17 protein-coding genes and 1 pseudogene are annotated in these 17,231 nt (G+C 61.6%); 5 read left to right on the top strand and 13 right to left on the bottom strand.

The genetic code is table 11. The features are described from left to right. Nucleotides 1-16: 16 nt before the first annotated feature. From PCOSP_RS11040 to PCOSP_RS11030, 3 genes are all read right to left on the bottom strand, one after another. Nucleotides 17-1,345, bottom strand: a complete 1,329-nt coding sequence (locus PCOSP_RS11040) for a D-arabinono-1,4-lactone oxidase (protein WP_464711911.1) — start codon at nt 1,343-1,345, stop codon at nt 17-19. 73 nt (nt 1,346-1,418) lie between these two features. Further along, complete coding sequence (locus PCOSP_RS11035) at nt 1,419-1,790, bottom strand: c-type cytochrome (RefSeq protein WP_175385995.1); 372 nt, start codon at nt 1,788-1,790, stop codon at nt 1,419-1,421. Between the two features lie 314 nt (nt 1,791-2,104). Beyond that, nucleotides 2,105-2,989 carry a LysR family transcriptional regulator gene (locus PCOSP_RS11030; protein ID WP_139641911.1) on the bottom strand — a complete coding sequence of 295 codons (885 nt, stop codon included), beginning with the start codon at nt 2,987-2,989 and terminating at the stop codon, nt 2,105-2,107. A gap of 118 nt (nt 2,990-3,107) precedes the next feature. Here PCOSP_RS11030 and PCOSP_RS11025 point away from each other — a divergent pair, with 118 nt between their 5' ends. Beyond that, on the top strand, nt 3,108-4,751 hold the full coding sequence (locus PCOSP_RS11025; protein ID WP_139641909.1) for a GMC family oxidoreductase: 1,644 nt from the start codon (nt 3,108-3,110) through the stop codon (nt 4,749-4,751). Nucleotides 4,752-4,955: 204 nt separating this feature from the next. Beyond that, nucleotides 4,956-6,578, top strand: coding sequence for an MFS transporter (locus tag PCOSP_RS11020; protein ID WP_139641907.1), 1,623 nt, complete (start codon nt 4,956-4,958; stop codon nt 6,576-6,578). 170 nt (nt 6,579-6,748) lie between these two features. On the opposite strand, the gene PCOSP_RS11015 is transcribed toward PCOSP_RS11020, so the two are convergent. Beyond that, on the bottom strand, nt 6,749-7,156 hold the full coding sequence (locus tag PCOSP_RS11015; RefSeq protein ID WP_024781367.1) for a response regulator: 408 nt from the start codon (nt 7,154-7,156) through the stop codon (nt 6,749-6,751). A 254-nt stretch (nt 7,157-7,410) separates the two neighbouring features. Between PCOSP_RS11015 and PCOSP_RS11010 the strand changes: the two are divergent. Further along, nucleotides 7,411-9,303: pseudogene (locus PCOSP_RS11010) on the top strand (DNA topoisomerase III); the annotation flags it as partial. Between the two features lie 687 nt (nt 9,304-9,990). Next, a complete protein-coding gene (locus PCOSP_RS11005; RefSeq protein ID WP_139641901.1) occupies nt 9,991-10,320 on the top strand; it encodes a hypothetical protein in 330 nt (109 codons plus the stop codon). Nucleotides 10,321-10,404: 84 nt separating this feature from the next. Here the strand turns inward: PCOSP_RS11005 and glsB are convergent, their stop codons facing one another. Continuing rightward, the gene (gene glsB, locus PCOSP_RS11000; RefSeq protein ID WP_041023651.1) at nt 10,405-11,313 is read right to left on the bottom strand and encodes a glutaminase B; all 909 of its coding nucleotides are present in this window, start codon (nt 11,311-11,313) and stop codon (nt 10,405-10,407) included. 264 nt (nt 11,314-11,577) lie between these two features. Here glsB and PCOSP_RS10995 point away from each other — a divergent pair, with 264 nt between their 5' ends. After that, on the top strand, nt 11,578-11,772 hold the full coding sequence (locus PCOSP_RS10995; protein ID WP_041023650.1) for a hypothetical protein: 195 nt from the start codon (nt 11,578-11,580) through the stop codon (nt 11,770-11,772). A gap of 9 nt (nt 11,773-11,781) precedes the next feature. On the opposite strand, the gene PCOSP_RS10990 is transcribed toward PCOSP_RS10995, so the two are convergent. From PCOSP_RS10990 to PCOSP_RS10955, 8 genes are all read right to left on the bottom strand, one after another. Next, on the bottom strand, nt 11,782-12,795 hold the full coding sequence (locus PCOSP_RS10990) for a hypothetical protein (RefSeq protein ID WP_464711147.1): 1,014 nt from the start codon (nt 12,793-12,795) through the stop codon (nt 11,782-11,784). Nucleotides 12,796-13,004: 209 nt separating this feature from the next. Further along, complete coding sequence (locus PCOSP_RS10985; protein WP_139641897.1) at nt 13,005-13,934, bottom strand: ZIP family metal transporter; 930 nt, start codon at nt 13,932-13,934, stop codon at nt 13,005-13,007. Between the two features lie 76 nt (nt 13,935-14,010). After that, a complete protein-coding gene (locus tag PCOSP_RS10980) occupies nt 14,011-14,892 on the bottom strand; it encodes a manganese catalase family protein (RefSeq protein ID WP_139641895.1) in 882 nt (293 codons plus the stop codon). A gap of 233 nt (nt 14,893-15,125) precedes the next feature. After that, nucleotides 15,126-15,503, bottom strand: a complete 378-nt coding sequence (locus PCOSP_RS10975; RefSeq protein ID WP_139642501.1) for a con-10 family general stress protein — start codon at nt 15,501-15,503, stop codon at nt 15,126-15,128. Nucleotides 15,504-15,548: 45 nt separating this feature from the next. Continuing rightward, on the bottom strand, nt 15,549-15,812 hold the full coding sequence (locus tag PCOSP_RS10970; RefSeq protein ID WP_139641892.1) for a hypothetical protein: 264 nt from the start codon (nt 15,810-15,812) through the stop codon (nt 15,549-15,551). A gap of 124 nt (nt 15,813-15,936) precedes the next feature. Continuing rightward, nucleotides 15,937-16,191 carry a metallothionein gene (locus tag PCOSP_RS10965; protein WP_241802170.1) on the bottom strand — a complete coding sequence of 85 codons (255 nt, stop codon included), beginning with the start codon at nt 16,189-16,191 and terminating at the stop codon, nt 15,937-15,939. Nucleotides 16,192-16,201: 10 nt separating this feature from the next. After that, nucleotides 16,202-16,471: a hypothetical protein gene (locus tag PCOSP_RS10960; RefSeq protein WP_464711145.1), complete on the bottom strand. Its 270-nt coding sequence runs from the start codon at nt 16,469-16,471 to the stop codon at nt 16,202-16,204. Nucleotides 16,472-16,530: 59 nt separating this feature from the next. Beyond that, nucleotides 16,531-17,040, bottom strand: a complete 510-nt coding sequence (locus PCOSP_RS10955; RefSeq protein WP_464711144.1) for a ferritin-like domain-containing protein — start codon at nt 17,038-17,040, stop codon at nt 16,531-16,533. Nucleotides 17,041-17,231: the final 191 nt, after the last annotated feature.

Genomic DNA, 17,231 nt, shown 5'->3' with positions numbered 1-17,231 from the left:
CGACGATTGAAAGCCATCAGCTCACCCCCAGGATCGTTGAAAGATGCCCATTTAGAAACTTCCCAGCGGGATCCAGGGCCTGACGCACCTGAATGAATTCGTTCCAGCGCGGGTACAGCGCCTGGAGCGCCCTGGCGTTAAGGGAATGCAATTTCCCCCAGTGCGGTCGGCCCTGGTATTTCCAGAAAATCGGCTCGATGGCGGCGAAGAAATTGTGATGGTCCATCTGGTAATGCTGGTGGACGGAGATCGAACAACTGTCCCGTCCTTCGAACATGCTCAAGGGGATGTCGTCGGCCTTCACGTAGCGGTATTCGATGGGAAACCAGGTCCGCAGGTCCTTATCGCGAATCAGCGCGAGGATCTCCCGCAGACACGCCGGTCCATGCTCGGCCGGTACTGAATACTCCATTTCATTGAAACGTACAGTGCGGGCATTGGCGTAGATGTCATGGGAATCACCGACCCGGTCGTCGAAGTCGGCCATCAGTCGCAGGCTGTTGAGCAACGATCGGCGGATCGCCGGAAAGTCGCTGCCGTACTTGTCGAGCTTCTCGATCAGGGTGACGAACTCGTTGCCGCCCTCCTCCTCGGGACTGATGGGCGGCGTGGCCGGATCGGTGGTTTCGTTCAGGGTGATCGACAGCGCATAGTCGGAGTGGGTAACCACCTGCATTTCCCAGTGCTGGTTATCCCGGGTATTGGCGTCCACCTCTTCCAGCAACTCTTCGGTTTTCGCCACCCACTGGCGCTCGCGCAACCGATAGGCAGCGCGGTTCTGCAAGCGCACACGGGTCACCAACCCCAGCGCTCCGAGCGACACACGTCCCGCCTTGAACACCTCGGGGTGACGCTTGGCATCGCAATCGAATACCTCGCCGCTGGCCGTCACCAGTTGCAGGCCGACGACCTGGGAGGCATACGAGCCGAAGGCCTTGCCGGTACCATGGGTCGAGGTAGCGATGGCGCCGGCCAGAGTCTGATAATCCACGTCGGCCATGTTCGGCAACGCCTGGCCGATGGCCTTGAGCGCCGGGCCCATGCGCGACATCGGTGTACCGCCGCCGAACTCGGCTTGCAGACTGGCTGCGTCATGCTCCAGCAGGCCGCTGAAAAAACTCAGGGACAACAGAGTTCCATCGGTGGGCACCAGGGCACTGAAGGAATGACCGGAGCCCACCGGACGGATCCGCCCATCGGCGCGGATCACCACTTGCACCAGTTCATCGAGGTCCTTGGGCGCCAGCCGCGCGGCCGGCAGGCAACTCTGTGCACCGGACCAGTTGCGCCATGGGATCAATCGTGGCGCGCGCATCAGGTCGGCCAGGGCGCCCTGGCTGCCCATCGCCGTGAAGGCGGCAACCACACCGGCCCGCTGCAGCCATTGGCGTCGTGAGTAGTCCATCGTCATGCCCCTGCTATTGGAATTGTTGGCCGGACATGAAGGCGATCAACGCCAGGAACTGCTCTTCGGAACAGTGCATGCACATGCCCATCGGCGGCATGCCGTTGTAGCCGTTGATCGCGTGGTCCAGCAGGGTATCGGCGCCCTGGGCCACCCGCGGCGCCCAGGCACTGACGTCGCCGGTCAGGGGCGCACCGGCGCCGGGGTTGGCATGGCAGAGCTTGCAACTGCTGTCGTAGACCTGGGCCAGCGCCGCATCGGCGGGCATGGCGTTGAGGGTCGCGGGCGAAGGCGGCTTGGCCTCTTCGCCGCATCCGGCGAGCAGCGCGCCAAGCAGCGTGAGGGTCGCGGTTTGAAGCAGGACAGAAGGAAAAGTTGCCGACATAAAGCCCCTCTCGGCGGCGCATGGGTGCGCCTTTCTTGTTGTGGGTCTGGCAGTTCCCACGTTAAGGCACGCCGGCGTGTCGGCTTGAGGTCATTGGGGGCCAGAAAAGGGGGCTTGGGCGGCCAGGGCTGATATCTGTCCATGAGGACCTGTGGCGAGGGGATTTATCCCCGCTGGGGTGCGAAGCAGCCCCTGTGTTCGGCCTGATACTGCAGCGGCAGATGAATTTTGGGGGCGCTGCGCACCCCAGCGGGGATGAATCCCCTCGCCACAGATGAATGCCTTGCCACAGGGCCATGTCCACCTGATGCAGATCAGGGCAACAATGTCCCCTGCTCCCGCTCGCACAGCTGCACCACGTAATCCCACAGCACCCGCAGGCGCACGGATTTGTGCAGTTCGCGACGGGTGCTGATCCAGTAGCTGCGGCGCAGGGTTTCGTCGGGCAGCAAGGGCACCAGCGCCGGGTCGTTGCTGGCCATGTAGCACGGCAGCACGGCGATTCCGAGGCCCGAGCGTGCGGCCTGTTGCTGGGCGATGACGCTGGTGCTGTGGAACACCACTCGCGGGTTGCGGCAAAAGCTGTTGAGAAACATCAGTTCCTGGCTGAACAGCAGGTCATCGACGTAACCGATCCAGGCGTGACGGGCCAGGTCCTCGCGACTGCGCAGCGGTGGCGCGCGGTCCAGGTAAGCCTGGCTGGCGTACAGCGCCAGGCTGTAGTCGGTGAGCTTGCGGGTCACCAGCAGGTCGGCCGCCGGGCGTTCGAGGTGAATGCTGATCTCCGCCTCGCGGTTGAGGATGCTGACGAATCGCGGCACCGCCACCAGCTCCACCTCCAGCCCCGGATAGCGTTGGAACAAGCCGTCCATGCGACTGGCCAGGAACATGATGCCCAGCCCCTCGGTCACCCCCAGGCGAATCTTGCCCAGGGGTGCGCTGGACTGGGTAATGTCCTCCTGGGCCAGCAACGCCACGTTCTCCATGGCCTCGGCGTGCTTGAGCAGCGTCTCGCCAGCCGGGGTCAGTTCATAGCCTTGGGCGTGCTGGACAAACAGCGCGGTCCCCAGGCTTTTCTCGATGGCTTCGATGTGCCGGGCCACGGTGGCGTGGGTCGTGTTCAGCCGCCGCGCCGCGGTCAGCAGGCGGCCGCTGCGTTGCAGCTCGAGAAAATACCGCAAGTCATTCCAGTCGAACATGAACGCTCCTTGCACATCGCTGTTTATAAACGCACAGCCGTTGCGCAAAAACTAACATTCTTTTAACGAAAACTAACAACTAGGATGGGTCAGACAAAAACAAAAAATGAGGTCGCGGATGCAACCTGTCGTCGATGAATACGATTACGTGATCGTGGGCGCCGGTCCTGCCGGATGCCTGCTGGCCAATCGGCTTTCGGCCAATCCCCAACATCGGGTGCTGCTGCTCGAAGCCGGCGGACGCGACAATTATCCATGGATTCACATCCCGGTCGGCTACCTGTTCTGCATCGGCAATCCACGTACCGATTGGTGCTTCAAGACCGAAGCACAACCCGGTCTGCAAGGGCGTGCCTTGAGTTATCCGCGCGGCAAGGTACTGGGCGGCTGCTCCTCCATCAACGGCATGATCTACATGCGCGGCCAGGCCGCGGACTACGACGGCTGGGCCGCCGATGGCAACTCCGGTTGGGCCTGGAAAGACGTGCTGCCGCTGTTCCGGCAAAGCGAAAATCACTTCGCCGGGGATTCCGAACTGCATGGCGCCAGCGGCGAATGGCGGGTCGAACGCCAGCGCCTGTCATGGCCGATCCTCGACGCCTTCCGCAGCGCCGCCGAACAGAGCGGCATTGCCAATGTCGACGACTTCAACGGTGGTGACAATGAAGGCTGCGGCTACTTCCAGGTCAATCAGAAAGCCGGCGTGCGTTGGAACGCGGCCAAGGCTTTCCTGAAACCGGCTCGACAGCGCGCCAACCTCACCGTCCTCACCGAAGTCGAAGTCGACCGCGTGCTGCTGCGCGATGACCGGGCCCACGCCGTCAGCGCCCGCTGGCAAGGCAAAGGCATGACCTTCAAGGCACGCAAGGAGATCGTCCTGTGCGCCGGCGCCATCGGCTCGCCGGGAATCCTGCAGCGCTCCGGGATCGGCCCGCGCAACCTGCTGCAGCGCTTGGGGATCGGCGTGGTGCATGAACTGCCGGGGGTGGGCGGCAACCTGCAGGACCACCTGCAACTGCGGCTCATCTACCAGCTGGAAAATGCCCGGACCCTGAACCAGGTCGCCGGCTCGCTGTGGGGCAAGATGGGCATGGGCCTGCGCTACCTTTATGACCGCAGCGGCCCCCTGTCCATGGCGCCCAGCCAGCTCGGTGCGTTTGCCCGCTCGGGACCGGAGCAGACCTCGGCCAACCTCGAATACCACGTGCAGCCATTGTCCCTGGAACGCTTCGGCGAGCCCCTGCACAGCTTCCCGGCGTTCACCGCGTCGGTCTGCGACCTGCGCCCGCAAAGCCGCGGCCGGGTAGACATTCGCTCGGCCGACCCGCACGAGGCGCCGTTGATCCAGCCCAATTACCTGAGCCATCCCGAAGACCTGCGGGTCGCCGCCGACGCCATCCGCTTGACCCGACGCATTGTGGCCGCGCCCGCCCTGCAAGCCTTCAAGCCAAAGGAATACCTGCCGGGCCCCAGCCTGCAGAGCGAAGAAGAACTGCATCGGGCCGCCGCCCGCATCGGCACGACGATTTTTCATCCGGTGGGCACCTGCCGCATGGGCCAGGACGCTGACGCGGTGGTGGATGCGCAACTACGGGTCCATGGCATCAAGGGCCTGCGCATCGCCGATGCCTCGATCATGCCGCGCATCACCTCGGGCAATACCTGCTCGCCGACGCTGATGATCGCAGAGAAGGCCGCGCGGATGATGCTTGAGCCGAACGCGACGAACAACGTCGTTGCAAAGGAGCCTGCTACAGCCTGAAGAACAACCAAATCCCTTGTGGGAGCGAGCCTGCTCGCGATAGCGGTATGCCTGTTAGCGAATAGGTTGACTGACACACCGCCATCGCGAGCAGGCTCGCTCCCACAGGGAACAGCAGTCACTCAAGGAATGCGTCAAAGCAGGAGATGCCAAACCGGCATCGACAGTGGAACAACAAAAACAATCACTGTGAGGGTTACCGCTATGTCCGAGCATGTTCAACCCCTGGAAGCCACGCGGAGCGTCGGCGCCAGTCGGGATATCCAGAAAGTCATCTTCGCCTCCTCCCTGGGGACGGTGTTCGAGTGGTACGACTTTTTTCTCTACGGCGCCCTGGCCGCGGTGATCAGCAAACAGTTCTTCGCCGGTGTCAACGACACCACGGCCTTCATCTTCGCCCTGATGGCGTTCGCCGCCGGCTTCGTCGTACGGCCGTTCGGCGCGCTGGTGTTCGGGCGGCTGGGGGACATGATCGGGCGCAAATACACGTTCCTGGCGACCATCATCCTCATGGGCCTGGCGACGTTCTGCGTCGGCCTGCTACCCAACTACGCCAGCATCGGCATCGCCGCGCCGATCATCCTGGTCGCGCTGCGCATGCTCCAAGGCCTGGCCCTAGGCGGTGAATATGGCGGCGCAGCGACCTACGTCGCCGAACACGCGCCCATCGGCAAGCGCGGCTTCCACACCAGCTGGATCCAGTCCACGGCCACCCTCGGACTGCTGCTCTCGCTGCTGGTGATACTGGGCTGCCGCTACTTCACGGGGGACCAGTTCGAAGTCTGGGGCTGGCGCATTCCGTTCCTGCTGTCGATCCTGCTGTTGGGCATCTCCACCTGGATCCGCATGAGCCTGCACGAATCGCCGGCCTTCGTGAAAATGAAAGAAGAAGGCAAGTGCTGCAAGGCGCCGATCCGTGAATCGTTCGGCAAGTGGGAAAACCTCAAGGTCGTGCTGATCGCGCTGTTCAGCATCAATGCCGGGCAAGCGGTGACCTTCTATGCCGCGCAGTTCTATGTGCTGTTTTTCCTCACCCAGTTCCTGAAAATGGACCCAGCCCTGGCCAACAGCCTGCTGATCGTCAGCGTGGTGATCGGCGCGCCGTTCTTCGTCTTCTTTGGCTGGCTCTCGGATAAAGTCGGGCGCAAACCGGTACTGATGATCGGCCTGCTGCTGGCGACGGCGTTGTACTTCCCGATCTTCAAGACCCTGGCCCACTACGCCAACCCGGCGATCGACCTGGCAAGCCGCCAGGCACCGATCAGCGTGGTCGCCGACCCGGCCACCTGCACCTTCCAGTTCGACCCGGTGGGCAAGGCGCGTTTTGATAGCCCTTGCGACAAGGTCAAGACGTTCCTGGTCAAGCAAGGCCTGCCCTACAGCAGCGTCGCGGCACCGGCGGGCAGCACGGTGCAGGTCAACGTCGGTGACGTGAAGATCGAGGGGTATGACGAAGCCGCCCTGCGCGGCGCGGTGACCCTGGCGGGCTATCCGCAAAAAGCCGACGCCCAGCAGATCAACCGGCCGATGATCGTCGCCTTGATCGTGGCGCTGATCATCATTTCGGCGATGTGCTACGGCCCGCTGGCGGCGTTGATGGTCGAACTGTTTCCGACCCGCATCCGCTACACCGCCATGTCCCTGCCCTACCATATCGGCAACGGCTGGTTCGGTGGCTTCCTGCCCACCGTGTCGTTCGCCCTGGTGGTCTACACCGGGGATATTTTCTACGGGCTGTGGTACCCGGTAGTGATCACCGGAGTGAGCCTGATGGTGGGCATGCTTTGCCTGCGCGAAACCAAGAACGTGGATCTGGAAAAGAACTGAGAAACAGCAGCATCACTCCTGTTTGTAGGAGCATAGCCTGCTCGCGATTGCGGTAAGTCGGCCAACCACAATGTTGACGGGTCTACCGCTATCGCAAGCAAACTATGCTCCCACAGGTTCGTGGTTCAACTGACTGGCATCAGGCTCCCACAGATACTCATCTGTATCCGTCAATGGAGCTGGTGATCCTTCACCGTGCTCTCCACCAGGTCCAGCATCTGCCCCAGCGCCCAGGGCTTGGCGATGAATGCAGCGTGGTGCTTGATCCCGGCGCTTTCCGGCGTTTCGAAACCGGACATGATCAGCAACGGTATCTGTGGCCAGCGATCTCCGGTCAGGTTTGCCAGGTCCGCACCGTCCAACGTGCCTGGCATGGTGATATCGGTCAGCAACAGGTCGACAAAATCCGCGCTCTGCTCGAGGAATGTCAGCGCCGAATCGGCGCTTTCCCGAGGCTCCACGACAAACCCTTCGTCCTCCAGGATTTCGCACAGGAATTCCAGTATCGTCGGGTCATCCTCAACAACGAGAATCAGACGCGTGGTGGCCTGTCCGTCGCCCTTCGGCATCGAATTCATAAAGTGACTCTCCTTGATCCCGCCAATGGTTTACGCGGTTTCAGCCGCTCTGAAAGTTATGAGCGACGCACTCGCGAGAAATTCATTCCAAGTACAGACCGACCGCCGAACGTCACCCCAGACGCCCCAAACGCTCCAAACGCTCCAAACGCAGCGCAACGCTTTGTCTGTATATCCATACAGATAAAGCTTGCTCTCGGGCCGATCCCTGACCATGCTATCGCCCCATGAAACCTGCTCAGGAAAAGGGCGTTATGCGGTTGTACCTGTGTGAGAAACCGTCCCAGGCCAAGGACATCGCTGCGGTGCTTGGCGCCACACGGCGCGGTGACGGCTGTTGGTTGGGCGCGAACGTCACGGTGACCTGGTGCATCGGCCATCTGCTGGAAACCGCCCCGCCCGATGCCTACGATGCCCGCTACAAGCGCTGGGTACTGGCGGACCTGCCCATCGTGCCGGCGCAATGGAAAATGACCGTCAAGCCAAAAACCGCCAGCCAGTACAAGGCGGTCAAGCGCCTGCTGGGGGAAGCCAAGGAACTGGTGATCGCCACCGACGCCGACCGGGAAGGCGAAATGATCGCCCGGGAGCTGGTGGAGCACTGCCGCTATCGCGGGCCGATCCAGCGGCTGTGGCTGTCGGCCCTCGACGAAGCCTCGATCCGCAAGGCCCTGGCCGCCCTCAAGCCGGGAGCCGAAACCTTCAACCTGTATCACTCGGCCCTGGGTCGCTCCCGGGCCGACTGGCTGATCGGCATGAACATGAGTCGCCTGTTCACGTTGCTGGGACGTCAGTCCGGTTACCAGGGCGTGCTGCCGGTGGGTCGGGTGCAGACGCCGACCCTGCGACTGGTGGTGGACCGCGACCGCAGCATCGCCGACTTCGTGCCGGTCGCCTATTGGGCCATCGATGTGCAACTGCGCCACGATGGCACGGCCTTCACTGCCCAGTGGCGCGCCGCCCCGGACGCCTGCGACGACCAGGAGCGCTGCCTGAACCAGGCCCTGGCCCGCGATGCCGCCCAGGCCATGAGCAACGCCCATACCGCCCTGGTGACCAAGGTGCGCACCGAACGCCTGCGTGAAGCGGCACCGCTGCCATTCGACCTGGGCACCCTGCAGGAAGTCTGCTCGAAGAAACTCGGCCTCGGCGCCCAGGAAACCCTGGACATCGCCCAGTCGCTCTATGAAACCTACAAAGTCATTACCTATCCCCGCAGCGATTGCGGCTACCTGCCCTTGAGCCAGCACAGCGAAGCCCCCGCCATCCTGGCCGCCCTCGCCCAGGCCGACCCGGGCCTCGCGCCGCTGCGTGAACACCTGCAACCGCAACGCAAATCCCGGGCCTGGAACGACGCCAAGGTCAGCGCCCACCACGGCATCATTCCCACCGCCGCGGCGAAGAACCTCGACAAGCTCGCTGGCAAGCAACGGGCCGTCTATACGCTGATTCGCGCGCGCTACCTGGCGCAGTTCCTGCCCAACCATGAGTACGACCGGACCCAGGCCGACTTCGATTGCGCCGGCCAGGCGCTGCGGGCCGTGGGCAAGCAGATCGTCGAGCCCGGCTGGAAACGCGCCTTGCCCGAAGCCTTGGCCCCCGCCAAGGGACGTGAAGCGGCGCAACCACAGACCTTGCCAGCACTGGTCGAAGGTCACGACTGTGACGTGGACGAAGTGACACTCAAGGACCTGTGGACCCAGCCTCCCAAGCCGTTCACCGAAGGCGACCTGATCAAGGCGATGAAGAACGTCGCCAAACTGGTGGAAGATCCACTGCTCAAGCAGAAGCTCAAGGACACCACCGGCATCGGCACCGAAGCGACCCGGGCTTCGATCATCCAGGGCTTGCTCGATCGCGGCTACCTGGTGAAAAACGGCAAAGCCTTGTCCGCCACCCCGGCGGCCTTCAGCCTGATCGACGCCGTCCCCCGCGCCATCGCCGACCCCGGCACCACCGCCATCTGGGAACAGGCGCTGGACATGGTGCAAAGCGGTGAGATGAGCCTGGAGGAATTCGTCACCCGGCAAGCCGCCTGGATGAGCAAGCACATTGCCCGTTGCCAGGGCATGAGCCTGACCATCAGCGGCCCGGCCAGCCGCGCCGCAGCGCCCTGGAAGAAAAAGCGCAAGCCGGCCAAAAACCAAAACAACCTGAAGCACCTTGTGGCGAGGGGATTTATCCCCGCTGGGGCGCGAAGCGGCCCTAAACACCAACACCTCGTATATCAGATAGATCGAGGCGACTCACTTGGGGCCGCTTCGCAGCCCAGCGGGGATAAATCCCCTCGCCACAAATAATCCCAAACCTGACCTGCCCCCACTGCGCGCTCCAAGATTTTTCATACCCAAACCATTTTGTCCGACAATATGTAGTGAACAAAAATAATCACTACAAAACCGTTGACGACGCCGATTTGCCCTTGCATGATGCAGACGTCTCCCCGATCGGGAGTACAGGCAACCGTTTGAGCAAGCTCGTCTGACCGCCGAGCTGTTTTTTTGGATAAGGGACTGCCCACAAGGCAGATTGAAGGTGCTGACCTGGCATGACCGTCCGGTAACAAGGACGAGAAACGTCGGTGAAGGTCCTCATGACGCGAGTGGTCGACCCTCGAAAGTTGACACTGCCTTAAGGTTCTTCGCTGTTTCTCTTCGTTGTAGCGCATTTGCGTAGCAGCCCTTCGATAGCACTACACAACCGATGCACGGCTCCGTTGAAGTCTGACGGACGAACGCTGACGGCCTGGTTTCGGTCGCAGGCAGGCACTGACCGAGAAGCGAAATCTTTGCGAACCACCAGACAGATCAACCAAATGGTCAAGGGGCTTACACATGAATCTGAACAATCAACCATCTATTGATGAACTGGCTCGCATGTTCGCAGCACACAAGGACACACTCGACAGCCATATCCTGTGGATCAGCAAGACTGGCCAGGTCCACATGGATTGCCTGTCGCCCTACGCGCACGAAGGCGAGTTCGAACAGCACCAACAAGACCTGTGCGCCCGGCTGAAGATGTACCGCCGCGGCCAAGGTTACGTGGGCAAGAAGGCTGCGGCCGACAAGGACTTTATCGGTCGCGTGCTGCAAACGCTGACCCAGGCCTGGCAGTCGGTCCAAAACACTTCGCAAGTGCAGGTCATCGACCGCTTCTGCTGATCGCAGTTGAAAAAAAGGCCCGTTCCTGGTGGAGGAACGGGCCTTTTCTTTGCGGCCTGGTGGCCTGTACTCAAATGAGCCTCACTAGAACACCGACCAACCGATTCGCTGGCTGAGCAATTCCAGCGCCGCCATGCCGGCCAGGGAATTTCCGGCGGCGTTGAGCTCCGGCGACCAGACGCACACCGTGAAGCGCCCCGGTACCACGGCGACAATCCCGCCGCCCACGCCGCTCTTGCCAGGCAGACCGACACGGTAGGCAAAATTACCCGCCTCGTCGTACAGCCCGCTGGTCGCCATGATGGAGTTGACCTGCTGGGTCTGGCGGGCACTCAGGATCTGTTCGCCGCTGTGCTTGCAGAAGCCGTCGTTGGCCAGGAAACAGAACGCTCGGGCCAGGTCGATACAGCTCATCCGCAGCGCACAGTGACTGAAATAACTGCGCAACACCGCTTCCACGTCGTTATGGAAGTTACCGAACGATTGCATCAAGTAAGCCATCGCCGCGTTCCGGGCGCGGTGCTGGTATTCCGACTCAGCGACCTTGCCATCCACCATCACCTGGGGATTGCCCGACAGGCGTCGTACAAAATCACGCATCGACAACGCCGGGGCGGCGAAACGCGACTGGTTGATATCGCAGATCACCAGGGCGCCGGCGTTGATGAATGGGTTGCGTGGGCGACCGCGCTCGAACTCCAGCTGCACCAGGGAATTGAACGGCTGGCCGGACGGCTCATGGCCCAGGCGCTCCCAGATGGCTTCGCCGGAATGCTCGATAGCCTGCACCAGGCTGAACACCTTGGAAATACTCTGTACCGAAAACGGCGTTTCGGCATCACCTGCGCAATACATCTCGCCGTCGTTGCCATACACGGCAATGCCCAACTGGTTGCCAGGCACGCTGCCCAGGGCCGGAATGTAGTTGGCCACCTTGCCCTGACCAATCAGGGGGCGGACCGCATCGAGGATCTCGTTCAACAGTGCTTGCATGTGCGGGGGTCCAGTCATTTCATTCCCCGTTCGAGTGCGGGGATACAGACCCTAGACGCTGGTGGACGGGATCAGAGCACACTCATGTATCAAGCCGCTCACCTTTCGCTGGGAAGGAGAGTAGCTGTGGGAGCGAGGCTTGCCCGCGATAAAGTCCATGCGGTTCCTCCTGGAACCGAGTCGCTGCCTCGCGGGCAAGCCTTGCTCCCACAGAGCACACAATCGAGCGGTCTATAGTGAAAGACCAACCGGCAGGAGGATACGATGCGCCAGATCATGCAGAAAGAACCCTGGTGGGCCTCGCCGCCCAGGCCAGGACAGGATGAAAGCGAGTTGGAATGGGGCTGGCTGGTGATTTACAGCGAAGGCGAGCCACGCTTCGAATTCGTCAGGGAACGCCCTTCGGACGAACAGATCCGTCACCGCAAGGGTTGTCGCGTCACGCTTGGTGCAGAATGAACCCGCCCGTCACGGCTTGATGTCGGGCAGCGCCACCCCCTGATTCGCCAGCTCCGCCTCCACCAGGTTGCCTTCGATTTCTTCGTCCAGGTAGTACACCGGTGCCAGCACACCACTGAGGGGATGCTTGAGTGACTTGAACCAGGCTTCATCGAACGCGGCGCTCAGGCTTTTGCGAATCTGCGCCTCCATTTCCGGCCGCTCGCCTTCGTGGATGACCGCGCGAACACCTGCCACGCCCACCGAAATCAGTGCCCCTACCGCCTTCCCGGCCACGGCTGCGGCCGCACTGGCCGCCCCTCGCGTGGCAAATTGGGCTTCGATCTTTTCACTGGTGCGTTGCGCCACCGTGGCAATCACTGCATCCGACGGACCCGCCCCCGTGTCGGCGGCCTTGTTGACGTGGTCGATCAACGCGGCGTAGGCCGGCAGCGTATTCAGCGGCTCGGTGTGGACCATCTCATACAACGAAGCATTGCGCGCCGCCGGTGGTCCCAGGTTGATCGCGGTAATGCCGTGCAGGCGCCGGTTCATCAGCTCGTCTGGGATTTGATGCCTCTGTGCGATCACCTGGGCCTGCTGATTGAGCAGGCGCACGTAATAACTTGTCGCGGCGGCCCTGATCGCTTCAGGATCGATCTCCACGGCCACCGGTTCCAGCACCCGCTCGCGATACTGCTCTTGAAGGTAGAGTGCCAGGCGGTTGGAGGCGGAATCCGCTTCGCCCTTGGCACTGGCGGCGTACCAGCTGACCTTCACCGCCATCCATTCCTGGGTCCAATAGCTGCTGAACCAGGGGATGAACTCAGCCTCGGTCCGTTCGTACACCAGCACCCGCCAATGCTCCATCGACCCACGGGCATAGACTTCAGCCTGCCCGATAGCGCTTTTGGAAGCCGCGATGAGCTGCTGGTCGACCTGCCGCCAGGTGTCCTGGGCAACCGCGCTCACCTGCTGGCCGCGCGGGGGTGTGGCGCACCCCGCCAGAGCGATCAAAACGGCCAGCATCAGCGAACGCAGCACGATCGCGCCACCCCGGATTCATGTCATCCATGGCATTGAGTATAGGTGGCAGGAAACAACAAAGCTGACCCACCGCTATCGCGAGCAGGCTCGCTCCCACAGGGGATTCGCGGTGGACGCTGTTGTCATGAACACCTCAGGACCACTGTGGGGGCGAGCCTGCTCGCGATGGCGGCGGTACAGTCGACATCAATAACGCAAGCTGACCCTCAGCCCAGCGCCGTGTCGAGGAACATCATTACCGCGAACCCCATCATCAAGCCCAGAGTAGCCGGGGTTTCATGGCCGTTGCGGTGGGTTTCGGGAATCACCTCGTGGGACACCACGAAAATCATCGCCCCGGCCGCCAGGCCCAGACTGATGGGATAGGCCACGGCCACGCCCGACGACATGCCCAGGCCGATCACCGCCCCCAACGGCTCCATCAGCCCCGAGCCGACCGCAATCAACGCGGCCCGCAGGGTACTGATGCCGGTGACTCGCAGGGCCATGGCAATGGCGAGCCCTTCGGGAATGTCCTGGATAGCAATCGCCGTGGTCAGGGGCAGGCCGACCTTGAAGTCACCGTCGGCAAAACTGACGCCGATGGCCATGCCCTCCGGCAAGTTGTGCAAGGTAATCGCGAGCACGAACAGCCAGACGCGATTGATGCGTTCGGCTTGCGGCCCACGCCGGCCGCTCAATTCGTGTTCGTGGGGAATAAACCGGTCAAGGCCGATCATCAGCGCAACGCCCAACCCCAGGCCCAGCACCACGACAAACGCAGCGAGCAGCTGATTGCCGCAAATCACTCGGGCGGCTTCGATGCCGGGCAATATCAGCGAAAACGAACTGGCGGCCAGCATCATGCCGGCGGCAAAGCCCAACATGATGTCCTGGGTGCGAGAGGAGATATCCCGCAACACCACGGCCATGATTGCGCCCAAGGCCGTGGCGGCGAATCCGGAGGTTCCGCCCAGCACCGCATAGCCCAGGTGGTGACGGTCGGCGCCTACCAATGCGTTATAACCGCTGTAGAGCAACAACGCAGCGACCACCGCCAGCCCGAGCCAGAAGCTCGCGCCCAGCAGCAGGTTGTCGTGCAGGGGATCCAGCCAGGTGCGCCAGGGCGATCGGATCCGGGAAGTCGGCTGGTCCATCAAATATCCTTACAGGCTTTAGCCAGGCCCTATGAAAGATTCAGCGAGGAAGCCAGGCCCCCTCGCCGCGTTGTACCTACAGTTTGTCACCTTGCATTCCCGAACCCAAGTCGGCACCTGTGGTGGGGTCGCTCTCGGGGTTGGACATCGTCCGCGCCTTCATGTCCATCAGCAGGGCTTCGTCTTTTTTACTCAGCTGTACGCTGGCCAGGCCATCGCCGCCGTCCACCGCCGGCGTGGGGTTTTCGACGAACTCCCAGTCGTCACCCTGGTTCCACGGGCCGCGAACAGCCGGCTCGCCCTGGGACATGTTGAAGTACACGTTGGTGAACTCCGGCATGCCTGGCAATTTACCTTGAGGAAAATTGGGCTGGATGGAATGCAGGGCTTTTTCAAATGACAACTGGTGTGCGATCTCCCGGGTCATCAGGAAACCCAATGCCTCTTTTACACCCGGATCGTCGGTGACGTTCATCAGCCGTTCATAGACAATTTTCGCCCGGGCCTCGGCCGCGATGTTGGAGCGCATGTCCGCGGTCGGCTCGCCGATGGTGTCGACGTAGGCTGCGGTCCAAGGCACACCCGCCGAGTTGGTCAGGGGCGAACCGGCGCCGTACAGCAGGCTGGTGATATGCGAATCGTTGCCGGCACCGTTGATGTCCCGGTACAGCTGCCCTTCCTTTTCCACGCCTTCGGCCATCTTGCCCTTGGCGCCCTTGTTCAGCATCACGATGATCGAACCGATGATCTCCAGATGGCTGAGTTCCTCGGTGGCGATGTCCATGAGCAGATCCTTGCGACCCGGATCATCCTCGGAGAGCGCCTGGGTGAAATAACGAGAGGCCGCCGCCAACTCCCCCTGGGCCCCACCGAACTGTTCCAGCAGCAGGTTGGCAAGACCTGGATTCGGTTCTGCCACACGCACGGTGTACTGCAGTCGCTTATTATGTAGAAACATGTTTGAACTCCTCGATCAGGGCACAACTTATGGGCCTACCGACAAACGGCAGACTGACGAATATCTGAATAAATAAAGGAAATTAAATTTACTTTTTACTCAATAACGACAGCAGGCGGAAAACTCGATCACGCCAATCTTCAAATCATTGAATAACGCAGCCAATGGGTATTTTTATAGCTTGGCAGTACAAGCCCCCTGTCAGCGCCAAGGGGCCTGCCTGTCATGGCGTGTTACGACTTGCGCCCACCGCCGTGGCTACTTTCACCGCCCTTCTTGCCGGCTTCCGAAGCTTTTTCCCGGTCGTTGGCGAAATTGCCACCCGATGCCTGTCCGCCTTTGCGACCAGCTTCCGAAGCACGCTCAGGGTCGTTGGCAAAATTGCCACCGGACGCCTGCCCGCCCTTGCGCCCAGCCTCTGCGGCACGTTGAGGGTCATTGGCGAAATTGCCGCCGGACGCCTGGCCACCTTTGCGGCCGGCCTCCGAAGCGCGTGCAGGATCGTTGGCAAAATTGCCCCCGGACGCTTGCCCGCCTTTTTTCCCGGCTTCCGATGCCTTTTCACGATCGTTAGCGAAATTGCCAGGGTTTTTATTGCCTGTATTAGCCATTTCATTCACCTCGTTAGTTACTATCCGCGAACCTGTCGGCTCGTATTATTCGGAGAACACGAGGCCGATAAGGTTTGAACAGAGTTCGGCAACCGGCGACGAACGGTCAGCACTTGTGAGTTCATTAAAAACACACAATCCGATGCTATCGAACAAGCGGCAGCCGATAAATTCACTTAAATAATTAAAGGCTATCGACGGACCTGAAACAGGCCGGCAAAAAGCCCAATGAACAGTGCGTGTCTTTCCACGCCGTCCGCCAAAGGCCGGATGGCGCCGGCACCCCACTGCACCGGTCTCGTCACCCATACCTCGCGCCGTTCCAGGAAGCCAAAACTCGCGGGCTGCCGGCGTTATCTTGCACCGCCGCACTGTCCGGCTTGCGGCGTCCGGGCACCCTGTCGCCACTGCCCGGATATAGACGTGCCGTTAATCAGGGAGAAATCGGATCACTGGCCGGGAAGGTTTCCTCCAGCGCATCGTCCAGTTGCTCATTGGTCACGTCCCGCTCCCCGACCTTGCCACTGCGCTCGCAATGGCAGTCGGGCGCCGGACAGGGTTCGCCATTGGGGTGCTGCTCGGCGCAGGCCTGACTGCAATAGGCCTCGCCGTCATGGTTGAACATCCGCTGTGGGTCCACCTCACATTGGCAATCGGGGCAGCCGCATTTCATCTTCGATTCGCTCATGCTTTTTCTCCTAGGAGCCCACCAGCAACTGGACCTCGAGATTGGCTGCCGCGATACCGTGCTTGACCACGTACACCTCGGCGTCCCAGCCTTTGGTCAGGTTGCGGTAGGACTGGATGCCAAGGGCCGTGCCGCTGCTCCATTCCATGACGTCACCGACGTCGATGTCATTGGCCGAACGCAACTCAAGCACGGTGTGGCCTTCCTCCTGCGCCACGTACACACCCACCATTGCGCTCAGTCGATTGATGGCTCGTACCTCTCCGCTGGTCTGATTCATACACCTCCTCTATGCGCCGGTTGGCGAACGGCCGGCCCTGGGTCGGCCGCTCTTCACGTTCAGCGCTTGGCTTCGGTATGGGGATTGTCGGAGCGTTCCAGGAACGCCTGGGTGATCTCCGGCAAGTGGTCGCGCAGCCAATCGGCCATGGCGATCTCTTGTGGCAGGATCTGCTCGCAGGCCCGCTGGGTCTCGACGTCGCCGGCCGCTTTCGCCGCCGCGATCAGCACGGTATAGGAAGCGATTTCCAGGTTTTCGAACACGTAGCCGCTCATCGCGCCCTTGACCACCTCATCGCTCATGGTCATGCCACCGACCGCCTGACCGAAAGCCATGAGCTTGCCGGCCATGTCCTTGATCATCGATGTGCTGCCGCCCAGTCGCTGGATGCATTGCTCCACCAGCTTCTGTTGCCCGAGGGTTTCCTGCAGATGCTCTTCGATGCGGGCCTTGAGCACCGGGTAGTGCTTCAGCCGCTCGGCCTGGGCCTTGAGCATTTTTTCCGCTTGCTGCTCCATGGCATGGGCGTCGTTGAGCCAGTCCAGCAGGTTCTCTTTAGGCGTTGCCATTTCCTTCTCCTTTTCCGTGGTCGAGACTGCACCGCAGCGCGACGGTTCTGAAATACCGCACATAAAAGTGGATGTTCCAGGCAGCGGGAAAGTTTGAAGAAAGCGCGATGCAGGGCGACGAAAGGCACGGGTGGCGGTTCGGCTTGCATTTGTGTTGAATGTTCTGCCCCTTCGCGAGCAGGCTCGCTCCC

This window comes from Pseudomonas sp. MAFF 730105 (assembly GCF_055380705.1).
The sequence above is the reverse complement of the archived record's forward strand: the minus strand, read 5'-3'. Positions and strand labels throughout refer to the sequence as shown.

Excerpts from the sequence above, each read along its gene's own strand:
- PCOSP_RS11025 (WP_139641909.1), top strand. The coding sequence starts at position 3,108 with ATGCAACCTGTCGTCGATGAATACGATTACGTGATCGTGGGCGCCGGT.
- PCOSP_RS10985 (WP_139641897.1), bottom strand. The coding sequence starts at position 13,934 with ATGGACCAGCCGACTTCCCGGATCCGATCGCCCTGGCGCACCTGGCTG.
- PCOSP_RS11020 (WP_139641907.1), top strand. The coding sequence starts at position 4,956 with ATGTCCGAGCATGTTCAACCCCTGGAAGCCACGCGGAGCGTCGGCGCC.
- PCOSP_RS10980 (WP_139641895.1), bottom strand. The coding sequence starts at position 14,892 with ATGTTTCTACATAATAAGCGACTGCAGTACACCGTGCGTGTGGCAGAA.
- PCOSP_RS11035 (WP_175385995.1), bottom strand. The coding sequence starts at position 1,790 with ATGTCGGCAACTTTTCCTTCTGTCCTGCTTCAAACCGCGACCCTCACG.
- PCOSP_RS11040 (WP_464711911.1), bottom strand. The coding sequence starts at position 1,345 with ATGGGCAGCCAGGGCGCCCTGGCCGACCTGATGCGCGCGCCACGATTG.
- PCOSP_RS10995 (WP_041023650.1), top strand. The coding sequence starts at position 11,578 with ATGCGCCAGATCATGCAGAAAGAACCCTGGTGGGCCTCGCCGCCCAGG.
- PCOSP_RS10955 (WP_464711144.1), bottom strand. The coding sequence starts at position 17,040 with ATGGCAACGCCTAAAGAGAACCTGCTGGACTGGCTCAACGACGCCCAT.
- PCOSP_RS10960 (WP_464711145.1), bottom strand. The coding sequence starts at position 16,471 with ATGAATCAGACCAGCGGAGAGGTACGAGCCATCAATCGACTGAGCGCA.
- PCOSP_RS10965 (WP_241802170.1), bottom strand. The coding sequence starts at position 16,191 with ATGAGCGAATCGAAGATGAAATGCGGCTGCCCCGATTGCCAATGTGAG.
- PCOSP_RS11015 (WP_024781367.1), bottom strand. The coding sequence starts at position 7,156 with ATGAATTCGATGCCGAAGGGCGACGGACAGGCCACCACGCGTCTGATT.
- PCOSP_RS10970 (WP_139641892.1), bottom strand. The coding sequence starts at position 15,812 with ATGGGTGACGAGACCGGTGCAGTGGGGTGCCGGCGCCATCCGGCCTTT.
- PCOSP_RS11030 (WP_139641911.1), bottom strand. The coding sequence starts at position 2,989 with ATGTTCGACTGGAATGACTTGCGGTATTTTCTCGAGCTGCAACGCAGC.
- PCOSP_RS11005 (WP_139641901.1), top strand. The coding sequence starts at position 9,991 with ATGAATCTGAACAATCAACCATCTATTGATGAACTGGCTCGCATGTTC.
- PCOSP_RS10975 (WP_139642501.1), bottom strand. The coding sequence starts at position 15,503 with ATGGCTAATACAGGCAATAAAAACCCTGGCAATTTCGCTAACGATCGT.
- glsB (WP_041023651.1), bottom strand. The coding sequence starts at position 11,313 with ATGCAAGCACTGTTGAACGAGATCCTCGATGCGGTCCGCCCCCTGATT.